Source organism: uncultured Roseibium sp. (assembly GCF_963675095.2).
Lineage (GTDB): Bacteria > Pseudomonadota > Alphaproteobacteria > Rhizobiales > Stappiaceae > Roseibium.
The window spans coordinates 154,723-167,721 of the sequence record NZ_CAXXSJ010000002.1 but is presented as its reverse complement, the minus strand read 5'-3'; the positions used below and the strand labels follow the sequence as shown (position 1 = coordinate 167,721).

The window sequence follows — 12,999 nt, the reverse complement described above, 5'->3', positions numbered from 1 at the left end:
TGCGCAATCGCGGCGCCGGCCCGTTCGGCCTCCTCAACATGGTCGGACGAGCGCTGCGGCGGCGAGTTCGACGATATCGACGACGTGATCCCGGCCGAGGAGCGCGCGGGAGTTCATGGCGAAATACAAGGCGGCCGCCGGCTTCGCGATCGAGAAGCTGAACAATGCGCCTCGGACGATCGAAGAAGGGGCGACGGTCGAGCTGACCGAGAAGGCGTGAGGATCTAAATCGCCCTCACCCGGACCTTCGCGTCATGCACCGCCGCGCCGCCATAGGGGGCGACGCTGTCGGCGCCGGTGAGCGTGTTTGATGCCGCAGCCGTTCAGATGCGCCTTGTTCGGCCACAGACCTTCGGCGATCAGCGTGCCGCGTCGCGGGCGGTCGGAGACTTTCAGATGCAGATGCACCTCGCCGCGTGAATTGGCGAGCGCGACCGCGGCGCCGTCCTCAAGGCCCAGCGAGGCCGCGTCGTCGGGATGGATCATCACTTCCGGCCGCTTTTCGCGTTTCACCGAGCCGAGCGTCTCGGCAAAGGTCGAATTCAGGAAGGAGCGTGACGGCGACGTTGCGAGACGGAAGGGATGGTTCGCGTCCGGCTGCTCTGTCAGGTCGAGATAGTCGGGGAATGCCGGCAGACGGTCGGCCGGCCCCTGCGGGCCGAGCGCCTTCGGCGGCTTGTTCGGAGACGGCCCCGCAAGCCAATCGGGGCTGAAGCGGAATTTTCCGTCGGCATGTCCGAAACCGCCGACATAATGCGCAGTGTCGAAATCGGGCTGGACATCGGCCCAGCCCTTTTCCTTCAGGCTGCCATAGCTCTCGCCGAAGGGAGCGACGATGGTGGTCGATCAGTTCGCTTTCGGTTCTTGCCGAAACCCGGCCTGTCGGCGACGCCGAGGCGCCTGGCCAGTTCCTCGAAGACGAAATGGTTCGGCCGCGTCTCGCCCGGGCCGTCGATAAGCTTGGGGCCGAGCATGATATGCTGGTGGCCGCCGCCCTTGTAGATGTCGTCATGCTCCAGGAACATCGTTGCCGGCAGGACGACATCGGCGATTTCCGCCGTGTCCGTCATGAATTGCTCGTGGACGACAGTGAACAGGTCGAGGCGGGCGAGCCCGGCGCGCACCAGTTCCTGTTCGGGCATGACATTGGCCGGATTGGTGTTCTGGATCAGCATCGCGGTCACCGGCGGACCGCCCGCGAGAGCCTCGATGTCGCCGGTCAGCACGCGGCCGATCTTCGACTGGTCGAGCCAGCGGATGTCCGGGTCGGCATAAGACGCGCCGGTCAGTTCGCGCTTGTCGAGCTTGTAGATGTCGCCATTGTTGTGGAAGGCGCCGCCACCCTCATATTGCCATGAGCCGAGCACGGTCGGCACGCAGGCTGCGGCATGCATCGAGACCGCGCCATTGCGATTGCGGGTGAAGCCGTAGCCGAGGCGGAAGAAGGTCCGTTTCGTCGTGCCGATCAGCCTGGCAAAGGCCTCGATCTCGTCGACCGTCAGCCCGGTGATCGAGGCGGCCCATTCGGGCGTGCGCGTCGCCAGATGCGATTCAAGTTCCGCCGGCTTGTCGCTGTATTTACTCATGAAATCGCGGTCGGCGTAACCGTCCCGGAAGGCGACATGCATCACCGCGCAAGCGAGCGCCGCATCGGTTCCGGGCTTGAGGATAAGCCCGATATCGGCCTGTGCGATGGTGTCGTTGGCATAGATGTCGATGGCGACGATCTTCGCGCCGCGCTCCTTACGCGCCTTGATGGCGTGGGTCATCACATTGACCTGGGTGGACACGGGATTGGTGCCCCAGATGACCACGCAATCGGATTTCGCCATCTCGCGCGGATCCGGCCCGGCAAGGCGGCCGGTGCCCATGACATAGCCGGTCCAGGCCATGTTGGTGCAGATCGTGTCGAACTGGTTGGAATAGCGCTTGGCGTGTTTCAGCCGGTGAATGCCATCCCGTTGCACCTGCCCCATGGTGCCGGCGAAGAAATAGGGCCAGACCGTTTCCGAGCCGTATTTCTCCTCCGCCGCAAGGAACCGTTCCGCAACGAGGTCGAGCGCGACGTCCCACGACGCCTGCTGCCATCCGCCCTCACCCTTTCGCCCCTTGCGGATCAGCGGATGAAGCAGCCTGTCCGGATGGTGGATGCGCTCCGCATAACGGGCCACCTTGGCGCAGATGACGCCGTCGGTATAAGTGTTGTCCTTCGCCCCGCGGATCCGGCCGATATGCGTTCCCCCGATACGTTCGACATCGAGGGCGCAGCAGGACGGGCAATCATGCGGACAGGTTGAACGGAATGTCTCGATTTCAGGCGCTATATTCATGCGGCGGAGACTAGCGTGAAGCCCTAAGGCGCGATAGGAGCGGCAAATGAATTATCGCCATATTTTCCATGCCGGCAACTTCGCCGATGTGTTCAAGCACATCGTGCTCGCCCGCGTTATCGCCTACATGCAGAAGAAGGACGCCGCCTTCCGCGTGCTCGACACCCATGCCGGGCTGGGACTTTATGATCTGTCTTCCGATCAGGCCCAGAAAACCGGCGAATGGAAGACCGGCATCGGCAAGGTCATGGAGGCCGCCGACCGCGCGCCGGCGGATGTCCTCGCCCTGATCGGGCCCTATCTCGATGCGGTGCGCTCCTTCAACCCCGATGGCGGGGTCACGCAATATCCGGGCTCCCCGATGATCGCGCGCCAACTGTTTCGCAAGCAGGACCGGCTGACGGCGCTCGAACTGCATCCGGAGGACTTCGAGGTCCTGCATGCGCAGTTCGAGGGAGATGTCCAGGCGCGCATCACGAAGCTGGACGGCTGGCTCGGCATCAAGTCGCACCTGCCACCGAAGGAACGGCGCGGCATCGTGCTGGTCGACCCGCCTTTCGAGGTCTATCACGAGTTCTTCAACATCCTGACCGCGCTGAAGGAAGGCCACAAGCGTTTCGCGACCGGCACCTTCCTGTTGTGGTACCCGGTCAAGCACCGCAAGGGCGTCGCCGAATTCCGCGAGGAACTGAGGGGGCTGAAGATCCCGCGCATCCTCGACACCTCGCTGGAGGTGCGGTCGTCGGGCGCCGATGTCCGATTCGACGGTTCCGGCATGATCGTGGTCAATCCGCCTTTTACGCTGGAAAGCGAGTTGCGGACGATCCTGCCCTGGCTGTCCTCGGTGCTGGAATTCAAGAAGGGCTCGGGCTCCTACGCCGTCAACTGGCTCGCCGGCGAGTAAAGGCGTCGTTTCGTTTTCACTGTGGCATCATGGCCATAGCAAACGGGGTGACGGGACCGAATTCATGCGGTAATCAGGCTGCATCGGATTGCGCAAAGGAGCACGCGATGTCCAGCCGGATCTCTTCTGTCATTCGCGGAGTATTGGCCGCAGCCCTGTTGTCGGTTCCGGCAACGGTTGTGAATGCGGCCGACCTGATCGCTCCGGGCCCCTATGTCGCCGCCCAGCCCGATTCCTTCTGCGCCCGCAACGGTTATCTCCGCAGCATCGAGCGCCGCTTCGGAATCCAGGCGCGCGAAGTCCATCACAGGCCCGAACTTTCCATCGTCGCAATCTCCGATATCCGGGAGAACCGCTACGAGCCGGCGATGGTAAAGCCGATGGGCATCGACAGGCTCTACTGCAAGGCGACCGCCGCCATGTCGGACGGTCACACGCGCACGCTCTGGTAATCTCGTGGAGTACGATATGGGCTTTGCCGGCATCTTCGGCGACAGCGTGGAGTTCTGCCTTTCCGGGCTGGACCGCTGGAACGTCTATGACAGCTATTGCCGCGTCCTGCGGTAATATTGGCTCCCCGATAGACATGTCCTGGCCTGGACGCGCGGCAGCCCTGCTCGCCGTCGTCCTCGCGCTTGCCGGTTGTGACGACACGGCGCAATCCGCTTCCGTTGCGCCAGAGCCGCCCGCTGCGCCTGTCGGGAGCGGTTTCGACTTCTACGTGCTGGCGCTGTCCTGGTCGCCCAGCTATTGCGCCTCCTATGGGGATCGGGCCAACCGGCAGCAATGCGAAGCGGACGAACCGTTCGGCTTCGTCGTGCACGGGCTTTGGCCGCAATTCTCCAGCGGCTACCCGACAGCCTGCCCGACCGACCTGCCGCTGAGCGTGCCGCGGTCGCTGTCCGATTCGATGCTCGACATCATGCCATCGACCGGCCTGATCCGGCATGAATGGAGCGAGCACGGGACCTGTTCCGGCCTGTCGCAGGAAGACTATTTCACCGCCACGCGCATGGCGTTCGACAAGATCGCCATGCCGCAGTCGTTTGAAGCCGCCACACAGACACGGACCGTCGATCCCGACAGCGTCGAGGAAGCCTTTATCGCAGCCAATCCCGGCTTGCCGAACGACGCCGTCGCGGTGACCTGCGACCGTCGCTATATTCGCGATATCCGCATTTGCCTGTCGCGCGATCTATCCGGCTTCGTATCCTGCCCGGAAGTCGATGCCGATGACTGCCGGAAGGCCGGCGCGGTCATGCCGCCGTTGCGTTAGCGGCGGTTCTCGTCGTTTTCCTATCTCTCGACGATCATATCGGCATTGTCGCGGCCTTTTTCCTCGCGACGCTCCCTGGTCTTTTCGGCGTCCGTTTTCTTGTCGCGGCCGTGATTGCCTTCCACAATCGTTTTGCCGTGTTTCTGCTTATCCATAACAATTCTCCCTGCGCCTTGTTTTGGCGATCTGCATCGCCGCTTTGCGACTGGGGAAGAAACGTGGTTAGGAGAACTCCGTTCCATCCTTGACCGCGCGGCTTCCCGCGCGATCGACTGCCTGGGCCGCCATGTCCCGCCCAACTTTTTGAGGGAAACACTCGTCATGCCACGCCTGCTCTATTCGCCTGCCTCCCCCTATAGCGCCAAGGTCCGCATGGCTGCGGCGTGGCTCGAGTTGCCGATAGAGGCGGAAAAGGTCAACACTTCGGACGAACCGACGGAGCTGATCGGAAACAATCCCCTCGGCAAGATCCCGACGCTGGTTCTGGACGACGGTTCGGCTCTGTTCGACAGCCGCGTGATCATGCAGGAACTCGACCGCATGAGCGGGCACAAGCTCTATCCGCGCAATGCGAAGAAGCGTATCGAGGCCGAGTTCCTGGAAGCGCTGGGCGACGGGATCTGCGACACGCTGATTGCGCAAATCTACGAGAAGCGTTTCCGCCCGGAAGACAAGGTCCATCAGCCCTGGCTCGACACGCAAGCGCGCAAGATGACACGCGGGCTCGACTGGCTGAACGAGAATGCCCCCCGGGTGACCACGAAGCTGACCGGCGGGCAGTTCGCCGTCGCCGCCATGCTCGGCTATCTCGACTTGCGTTTCGGCGATCTGAACTGGCGGCGCGGGCGGCCGAAGCTGAAGCGCTTCGAGGCCCGTTTCGCGGAAGCCTTCCCGGACTACGAGACGTTAAAGCCGCAGGGATGAAAAAGGCCCGCGCGGATCGCTCCGCGCGGGCCTTGTATTGCCGGATTGCGTCCGGTCAGAACTTGACGCCGATACCCGCCGTCACGCTGTGCTCGCTGAAGCCGGACGAGACCGTGCCGGTGTCGAGCGTGTAGTCCTTCGAACCGAAATCGGAATAGCGATACTCCAGGCGGCTGAAGATCTTGTCGGTCAGCAGCGCTTCGGCGCCGGCGCCGACCGTCCAACCGACATGCGTGTTGCTGTCGGAGCTGGTCGCATCGGAAAGCTCGGTATTGGCCAGAGCGAGACCGCCCGTACCGTAGATCAGGAACGGATCGAACGCGTAGCCGAGACGGCCGCGCAGAGACCCGTACATGCCCCGATCAAGACCGTCTGTTCCGGAAGAAGCCGAGCCGGCGGAGTAGCCGAGATCGGCTTCCGCACCGTAGACAACCGAACCGTTTTGCCAGTTGTAGCCCGCGAAGGCGCCCGCGTTCCAATCGTCCACATCGACGTCAGTACCGTCGACGTCGAAATTCGCCCAGTCATAGCCGCCAAATGCACCGACATAGACGCCGGACCAAGTGTCGGCCGGAACGATATTGACCGGAGCGGCCATCGGCGGCGACGGCGGGGCCTCGACGGCGTCCGCAGCCAGGGCCGCATTGCCGGCAAGGGCCGCAATGGCAATTCCGCCGGCCAGTTTAGCAAACATGCGCATGTTACTCTCCTTGCAAGTATCCGTTGCGCGTGCCGAAATCAGTTCTCTGTTTCAGGCACGTCTGTGCCCCAAACTCCCGCCTTCACAAATCGTTCCCGATTGCGGCGAATGCATTGCCGGAATTTGGAGATTCAGTGGCTGAAAAAAGACAGGGGACCGGTGTGTCGGTTTAGCAACATCGTCGGGTCGGCCCTTTTTTCCCGTTCGGTGCGCCTATATAGACGGAGCAATCCTCTTTCCAACAGGTTTCCATGCTCCTCGACATTCTCATGCTTGCCGCCGGTCTCGTACTGCTCGTGTTCGCCGGCGACTATCTGGTCAAGGGCGCAGCCGGTCTGGCGGAAAATCTCGGCATTCCTTCGCTGATCATCGGCCTGACGGTCGTCGCCTTCGGAACGTCGGCGCCCGAACTTGTCGTGTCGCTCCAGTCCGCGCTTTCGGGCGTGCCCGACATCGCCGTCGGCAATGTCGTCGGATCGAATATCGCCAATGTCCTGCTCGTGCTCGGCCTTCCCGCCATCATCGCCGTGGTCCATGCCCAACAGCCCGGCCTGGCGCGCAACGTGGCGGTCATGCTCGTCTTCACCATCGCTTTCATGTGGATGATCAGCGACGACCTGCTGTCGAGGACGGAAGCCGCCTTTTTGTTTGCCGGGCTCCTACTCTTCGTGCTGGTGCAGATCCTGCGGGCCCGCGCGCATGTCGAAGAAGAGCAGACCGGCGACTATCATGACGAACTCGGCGAATTGCCGCATGCGCCGGCCAGGATCGCGATCCATCTGGCGGGCGGGCTGATCGGCTTGCCGATTGCGGCGCATCTGACGGTCTCCGGGGCCTCCGGCATCGCCGAGGCCTATGGTATTTCGCAGGCTGCCATTGGCCTGACCATCGTTGCCGTCGGCACATCGCTGCCGGAACTGGCGACGACCATGGCCGCGGCGTGGCGCAAGAAGGCCGATGTGGCGCTGGGCAATATCATCGGCTCCAACATCTTCAATATCGGCGCGATCATGGGGGTTACCGGCCTGATCATCCCGGTGCCGGTTTCCCACATCATGATCGAGCGCGATATGTGGGTCATGCTGGCCGCCGCAGTGGCCCTGACCGTGATCTGTTTCGCTCGGATCGCCACGGGCAAGATCCTGGGCGCGCTCATGTTCGCGTCCTATCTCGTCTATGTCGCGGTCGTCTTGTGAGTTGCAGGAGAGCCAGGACATGCAGGTGAAAGGTGCGGCCCTCGTGACGGGGGCGGCCAGACGGATCGGCCGCGCCATTGCGGAGGATCTCGCGGCCAACGGCTTCGCGGTGGTGATCCATGCCAACCGGTCCTTCGAAGACGCGGAAGCGCTGGCGGCGGAACTGACAGGCCTCGGCCATGTCGCCCATGCGGTTCAGGCCGACCTCTTCGACACGGCCGCCACGCGCGCGCTAGCCAAAAAGGCGGCGGAACTCGCCGGACAACCGATCGGCCTGCTGGTCAACAATGCGTCCGTCTTCGAAAACGACGCGATCGATACGCTGGACGAAACCATCTGGGACCGGCATTTCGCCGTGCATGCCAAAGCCCCTGCCTTCCTCGCAGAGGCTGTCGCGGCGAACCTGCCCGAAGGTGGCCAGGGACTGATCGTCAACATGATCGACCAACGTGTCTGGCGGCTGACCCCGAACTTCTTTTCCTACACGCTGTCGAAATCGACATTGTGGACTGCGACGCAGACAATGGCGCAGGCGCTGGCGCCCTCCATCCGCGTCAATGCCATCGGCCTCGGACCGACGCTGAAGAGCCCGCGGCAAAGCGACGAGGATTTCGCGAAACAGGCGCAAGCTGTGCCGCTGCAGCATGGCGCGGAGCTTTCCGAAATCGGCGCGACGATCCGCTATCTGTGGGAAAACCGCTCGATCACCGGCCAAATGATCGCGCTCGACGGCGGCCAGCACCTCGCCTGGGAAACACCGGACGTTGCGGACATCGCCGAATAGGACCATGTGTCAGCAGAGTTGCGACCCCACTTGATGTCCCGGCGCGACATCGCCGAAATTGAGACATGAACGCGAAACCGATTCCCGACAACGGCATTGCCGAGACCGAACTGGATGGCGGCGACGATCCCGTCACGGCCGCGCTCGGCAAGAATCTCGTCTGGGACACGGCGGACAATCTGTCGGAGGAATTGCAGGGCGCGGATCTGATCAAGGCCTATGTGAAGCGACTGCCGAACGCACCGGGCGTCTATCGCATGTTCAATGGCGACGGCGACGTGCTCTATGTCGGCAAGGCGGCGAACCTGAAAAAGCGGGTGACCAATTACGCCCAGGGCCGCGGCCATTCCAACCGCATCACCAGGATGATCACGCTGACGGCGGCGATGGAATTCGTCACGACGCGCACCGAGACCGAGGCGCTGCTGCTCGAGGCGAACCTGATCAAGCGGCTTCGCCCGCGCTTCAACGTGCTGATGCGCGACGACAAGTCGTTTCCCTATATCCTGCTGACCGGCGGCCACGAGGCGCCCGGGATCTTCAAGCATCGCGGCGCGCAAACAAAAAAGGGCGATTATTTCGGCCCCTTCGCCTCGGCGACGGCGGTCGGGCGGACGATCAATGCGCTGCAGCGCGCCTTTCTGCTTAGGACATGCACCGACAGCGTCTATGAGAGCCGCACACGGCCCTGCCTGCTCTACCAGATCAAGCGCTGCTCCGGCCCCTGCACCGGCGAAATCTCGGTGGACGGCTATGCCGAACTGGTCCGGGAGGCGAAAGCCTTCCTGTCCGGCCGCAGCCGGGCGGTGCAGGCCGACCTGTCGAAGACCATGCAGGCGGCGGCGGAGAACCTCGATTTCGAACGCGCCGCCGTCTATCGCGACCGGATCTCGGCGCTGACCTCGATCCAGAGCCATCAGGGCATCAATCCGCAATCGGTCGAGGAGGCCGACGTCTTCGCCATCCAGCAGCAGGGCGGCATGACCTGCATCCAGGTGTTCTTCTTCCGCACCGGCCAGAACTGGGGCAACCGCGCCTATTTTCCGAAAGCGGACGCGGCAATCGAGCCGGAGGATGTGCTCGGCGCGTTCATTTCGCAGTTCTACGACAACAAGCCGGTGCCGCGACTGATCCTGACCTCCGAGACGCTGCCCGAGGCGGAGCTTCTGGCCGAGGCGCTGTCGCTGAAGGCGCCGCGCAAGGTGACCGTGACGCGGCCGCAACGCGGCGAACGGCGCGATCTCGTCGAGCATGCGCTGGCGAACGCGAAGGAAGCGCTCGGCCGCAGGCTCGCCGAAACCTCCTCGCAGGCCAAGCTGATGGGAGGAATGGCGGAAGCGCTGCAGCTGTCGCGCGCGCCGCGGCGCGTCGAGGTCTTCGACAACTCGCACATCATGGGCACCAATGCGGTCGGCGCGATGATCGTCGCCGGGCCGGAGGGCTTTGCCAAGAACCAGTACCGCAAGTTCAACATCAAGTCGGAGACGGCAACGCCTGGCGACGATTTCGCGATGATGCGCGAAGTGATGGAGCGGCGCTTCTCGCGGCTGGTCAAGGAAGAAGGCATTCCGGACCGTTCGGCCGAGAATGTCGAAGAGGATGCGGAGGCCAGCGCCGACGCCATCTCCGACACTTTGCCCGCCTGGCCCGACCTGCTGCTGATCGATGGCGGCATCGGCCAGGTCAATGCGGTGATGACGATCCTGAAGGATCTAGGCGTCGATAAAGCGGTCGATGTGGTCGGCGTCGCCAAGGGTGTCGATCGCGATGCGGGGCGCGAGCGCTTCATCATTCCCGGCAAGCCGGATTTCACGCTGCCGCCGCGCGATCCGGTGCTTTATTTCATCCAGCGGCTGCGCGACGAGGCGCACCGTTTTGCCATCGGCTCGCATCGGGCGCGCAGAAAGAAGGAGATGGTCAAGAACCCGCTCGACGAGATCGACGGGATCGGACCGGCGCGCAAACGCGCATTGCTGCACCATTTCGGCACAGCCAAGGGCGTCGGGCGCGCCGCTCTCGAGGATCTGGCGAAGGTCGAGGGCATTTCGGAAGCCATGGCGCGGCAAATCTACGACCATTTCCGCCAGGCCGGTTGAAAAGCGCAGCAACAGGTCGCACTTGACCGGCAGTCCTTCCGGTGGTTGTCACAGATAATGGCCCGCAACGCATATAACCTGCCGAATATCCTGACCTATGCCCGCATTCTCGCGGTGCCGCTGATTGTCGTCTGCTTCTTTCTCGAAGGCCGGCTGCAATCGAGCGATTTCGCACGGTGGCTGTCGTTCGCGATCTTCGTGGTTGCCAGCCTGACAGACTTTCTCGACGGCTATCTGGCGCGCAAATGGAAGCAGACCTCGAATATCGGCCGCATGCTCGATCCGATCGCCGACAAGCTGGTCGTCTCGGTCGTTCTGTTGCTGCTCGCGGCCGAAGGGTCGATCGCCGGCTGGAGCCTGTGGGCGGGCGTCATCATCCTGTGCCGCGAGATCCTAGTCTCGGGCCTGCGCGAATATCTCGCCTCGCTTGAGGTGAGCGTGCCGGTGACGTGGCTCGCCAAATGGAAGACGGCGATCCAGCTCGTCGCCATCGGATTTCTGCTGGCCGGTCCCGCCGGCGACAAGATCGTGCCCTACACCACCGAGATGGGCCATGTGCTGCTGTGGATTTCGGCGATCGTCACGCTCTATACGGGATGGGACTATTTCCGGTCCGGGCTGAAACACGTAATCGAGGACGAGTGAGCGCCATGACGAAACTGGTCTATTTCGCCTGGGTGCGCGAGCGCATCGGCGTTACCGAGGAAGAGGTCGACCTTCCCGCCACCGTGAAGACCGGCGCCGACCTGCTGTCATGGATGAAGACGCGCGGCGAGAATTACGAGGCGGCGCTGGCGATGGACAACGCCATCCGGATCGCCGTCGACCAGGAACAGGTCGAACATGGCGAAGCGCTTGGGAGCCCGCGCGAGATCGCCCTCTTCCCGCCGATGACCGGGGGCTGAGGTGGCCGTCGAGCCCGTCATCCGCGTGCAGGGGCAGGATTTCGACGCCGCCGCCGAGAGTGCACGCCTGACCGAAGGACGGGCGGACGTCGGCGCGGTGGTGACGTTTACGGGGCTTTGCCGCGACGAGAACGGCACGCTCAATGCCCTTGAGCTGGAACACTATCCCGGCATGGCCGAGGCCGAGATCACCCGCATCGCCAGGCAGGCGATCGCGCGCTGGCCGGTGACGGGCCTGACCGTCATCCACCGCCATGGCAAAATCGCGCCGGGCGAAAACATCGTCCTCGTCGTCGCCGCCTCATCGCATCGGCAGGCCGCTTTCGAGGCGGCGGATTTCATGATGGATTTCCTGAAGACGGGGGCACCCTTCTGGAAGAAGGAACACCGCAAGGACGGCAGCGAAGGCGGCTGGGTCGAGGCGAAGGATTCCGACGACGCGGCGGCGGAGCGGTGGTAGCGAAGCGGCGGGGAGACCTTCCACGTGCTGGTAATCCCACACGGATTTGACGACAGCGATCTTGCGACCAAGCTTGTGATCGCTGCTGTCTGCGCGGCACCACTGGTTTTCTACCTTGTCAGATGGCTGAAGCGAAAGCGGTAGCGGCTGAATGATCAGTCGCGGCCAGACTTGAACAACCGGTGCTGTGCAGCAATCAGAGAGCAAAGTCCGAGGGGACAGCTTGAAGCGAGAACTTGGTGGAGCCGAGGGGAATCGAACCCCTGACCTCGTCATTGCGAACGACGCGCTCTCCCAACTGAGCTACGACCCCATCAATCGGCGACGATAACTGATGTAATCGGCCCGATTTGTCCAGAGGGCGGAGACATTTTTTACCGGACCAAGCCGCCCGATGGCAGGCGCTCAGGCCGCTTCGGCGACGCGCGCGGCAACAACCCGGCATAGCCGGCAGAACGGATGTTCCGACGTATCCGACAGCATTTGCCGGAACCCGGCGTTCAGTTCGCGGTTTCGCCAGTTGAAGTAACGGCCATAGGCCTCGTCGTCCCGATCGAGCGAGACGAGGTATTCCGCGAGTTCGCGCGGGCCGGAGAAGTCCGACACATCGATATAGGCGTGATCGCCGGGCGCGAAATCGGCCACATTGGGCGCGCCGAGATAGACCGGTACCGACCCCGCGAGGAATGGCTGGAATAACTTTTCCGTCACGTAATCGACGTCGATCGAGTTCTCGAAGCCGATACAGAACTTGTAGGCGCCGATCATGGCCTGCTTGGTCGCGTGTCCCTGATCCTCGATCGGGATCTGCCGATTGTTGTGAATGCGGCCATAGGAATGGACGTCGATATGCTTCATCAATTCGGCCGCATAGTCGTTTCGCCCGCTCCGGTCGATTGTTGCCGACTGGAACATCACGACCGGCGCATCCGCCGTCTTGGCGGCGACCGGCCCCGAAATCGCCTGTGCGAATTCGGTTGCGCCCGGAAGATAGGGATACCAGATGTCGGAGGATCGCTTGTAGGTCATCGTCAGGTCGAAGCGCCGCATGAAAGCCGGGTCGGCCAACTGGGGATAGTTGACCTCGCTCTCCATCGACCACGCCACCCAGAGCTGGCCGCGGCGCTTGAACAGGGGCATGCGCGGGCGCCGGTTCGGGATATGGAAGACCACGGCGGCGGCCTTCGACAGGGCCCGGCGGTCCGTGGTGAACTCGCATTGATCAGCGCAAGGAGAAGACGGTATGGGCGGAGGCTCTGCGAAGAAGTTATTGTAGAACAGGATCAGGGGCTTTTCGCCGCCTTCCCTGCGAATTTGGGAAACTGGCCAGCTGATCATACCAGAATTCGTCCCCTCGCTTGCTCCGACGCTGCGGGCATATCAGGCCCGATGCGTGAAATCAGGCCCCAATCGGTGAATTCCCG

Annotated in this window: 13 protein-coding genes, 1 tRNA gene and 1 pseudogene; 10 read left to right on the top strand and 5 right to left on the bottom strand. The window is 62.9% G+C overall.

Annotated features, from left to right (window positions below):
* Positions 1–224 precede the first annotated feature (224 nt).
* Positions 225–2,330: pseudogene (locus ABIN98_RS01080) on the bottom strand (molybdopterin-dependent oxidoreductase).
* A 46-nt stretch (positions 2,331–2,376) separates the two neighbouring features.
* Here ABIN98_RS01080 and ABIN98_RS01075 point away from each other — a divergent pair.
* The 3 genes from ABIN98_RS01075 to ABIN98_RS01065 all read left to right on the top strand — a co-directional run bounded on the left by ABIN98_RS01075 (position 2,377) and on the right by ABIN98_RS01065 (position 4,510).
* The gene (locus ABIN98_RS01075) at positions 2,377–3,234 is read left to right on the top strand and encodes a 23S rRNA (adenine(2030)-N(6))-methyltransferase RlmJ (RefSeq protein WP_346906620.1); all 858 of its coding nucleotides are present in this window, start codon (positions 2,377–2,379) and stop codon (positions 3,232–3,234) included.
* A 107-nt stretch (positions 3,235–3,341) separates the two neighbouring features.
* The gene (locus ABIN98_RS01070) at positions 3,342–3,686 is read left to right on the top strand and encodes a hypothetical protein (protein ID WP_346906618.1); all 345 of its coding nucleotides are present in this window, start codon (positions 3,342–3,344) and stop codon (positions 3,684–3,686) included.
* A 134-nt stretch (positions 3,687–3,820) separates the two neighbouring features.
* Positions 3,821–4,510, top strand: coding sequence for a ribonuclease T (locus tag ABIN98_RS01065; RefSeq protein ID WP_346906616.1), 690 nt, complete (start codon positions 3,821–3,823; stop codon positions 4,508–4,510).
* Between the two features lie 20 nt (positions 4,511–4,530).
* Here ABIN98_RS01065 and ABIN98_RS01060 read toward each other — a convergent pair whose 3' ends face one another.
* Complete coding sequence (locus tag ABIN98_RS01060) at positions 4,531–4,665, bottom strand: hypothetical protein (RefSeq protein ID WP_346906614.1); 135 nt, start codon at positions 4,663–4,665, stop codon at positions 4,531–4,533.
* A 166-nt stretch (positions 4,666–4,831) separates the two neighbouring features.
* On the opposite strand from ABIN98_RS01060, the gene ABIN98_RS01055 reads away from it, so the two are divergent.
* Entirely contained in the window at positions 4,832–5,434 is a 603-nt protein-coding gene (locus ABIN98_RS01055; protein WP_346906612.1) for a glutathione S-transferase, read from the top strand.
* A gap of 55 nt (positions 5,435–5,489) precedes the next feature.
* Here ABIN98_RS01055 and ABIN98_RS01050 read toward each other — a convergent pair whose 3' ends face one another.
* Positions 5,490–6,134 (bottom strand): outer membrane protein, encoded by a 645-nt coding sequence (locus ABIN98_RS01050; protein ID WP_394701390.1) that lies wholly within the window; start codon positions 6,132–6,134, stop codon positions 5,490–5,492.
* A 251-nt stretch (positions 6,135–6,385) separates the two neighbouring features.
* On the opposite strand from ABIN98_RS01050, the gene ABIN98_RS01045 reads away from it, so the two are divergent.
* The 6 genes from ABIN98_RS01045 (at position 6,386) to ABIN98_RS01020 (ending at position 11,575) form a co-directional block, all read left to right on the top strand.
* A complete protein-coding gene (locus ABIN98_RS01045) occupies positions 6,386–7,330 on the top strand; it encodes a calcium/sodium antiporter (RefSeq protein WP_346906610.1) in 945 nt (314 codons plus the stop codon).
* Positions 7,331–7,349: 19 nt separating this feature from the next.
* On the top strand, positions 7,350–8,114 hold the full coding sequence (locus tag ABIN98_RS01040) for an SDR family oxidoreductase (protein ID WP_346906609.1): 765 nt from the start codon (positions 7,350–7,352) through the stop codon (positions 8,112–8,114).
* A gap of 65 nt (positions 8,115–8,179) precedes the next feature.
* A complete protein-coding gene (uvrC, locus tag ABIN98_RS01035; protein ID WP_346906607.1) occupies positions 8,180–10,210 on the top strand; it encodes an excinuclease ABC subunit UvrC in 2,031 nt (676 codons plus the stop codon).
* A gap of 57 nt (positions 10,211–10,267) precedes the next feature.
* The gene (gene pgsA / locus ABIN98_RS01030; protein WP_346906605.1) at positions 10,268–10,855 is read left to right on the top strand and encodes a CDP-diacylglycerol--glycerol-3-phosphate 3-phosphatidyltransferase; all 588 of its coding nucleotides are present in this window, start codon (positions 10,268–10,270) and stop codon (positions 10,853–10,855) included.
* Positions 10,856–10,860: 5 nt separating this feature from the next.
* Positions 10,861–11,115: a molybdopterin converting factor subunit 1 gene (moaD, locus tag ABIN98_RS01025; RefSeq protein WP_346906603.1), complete on the top strand. Its 255-nt coding sequence runs from the start codon at positions 10,861–10,863 to the stop codon at positions 11,113–11,115.
* 1 nt (position 11,116) lies between these two features.
* Entirely contained in the window at positions 11,117–11,575 is a 459-nt protein-coding gene (locus tag ABIN98_RS01020; protein ID WP_346906601.1) for a molybdenum cofactor biosynthesis protein MoaE, read from the top strand.
* A 237-nt stretch (positions 11,576–11,812) separates the two neighbouring features.
* Here the strand turns inward: ABIN98_RS01020 and ABIN98_RS01015 are convergent.
* Positions 11,813–11,888, bottom strand: a tRNA-Ala gene (locus ABIN98_RS01015).
* A gap of 92 nt (positions 11,889–11,980) precedes the next feature.
* Entirely contained in the window at positions 11,981–12,913 is a 933-nt protein-coding gene (locus ABIN98_RS01010) for a glycosyltransferase family 10 domain-containing protein (RefSeq protein ID WP_346906599.1), read from the bottom strand.
* Positions 12,914–12,999 lie beyond the last annotated feature (86 nt).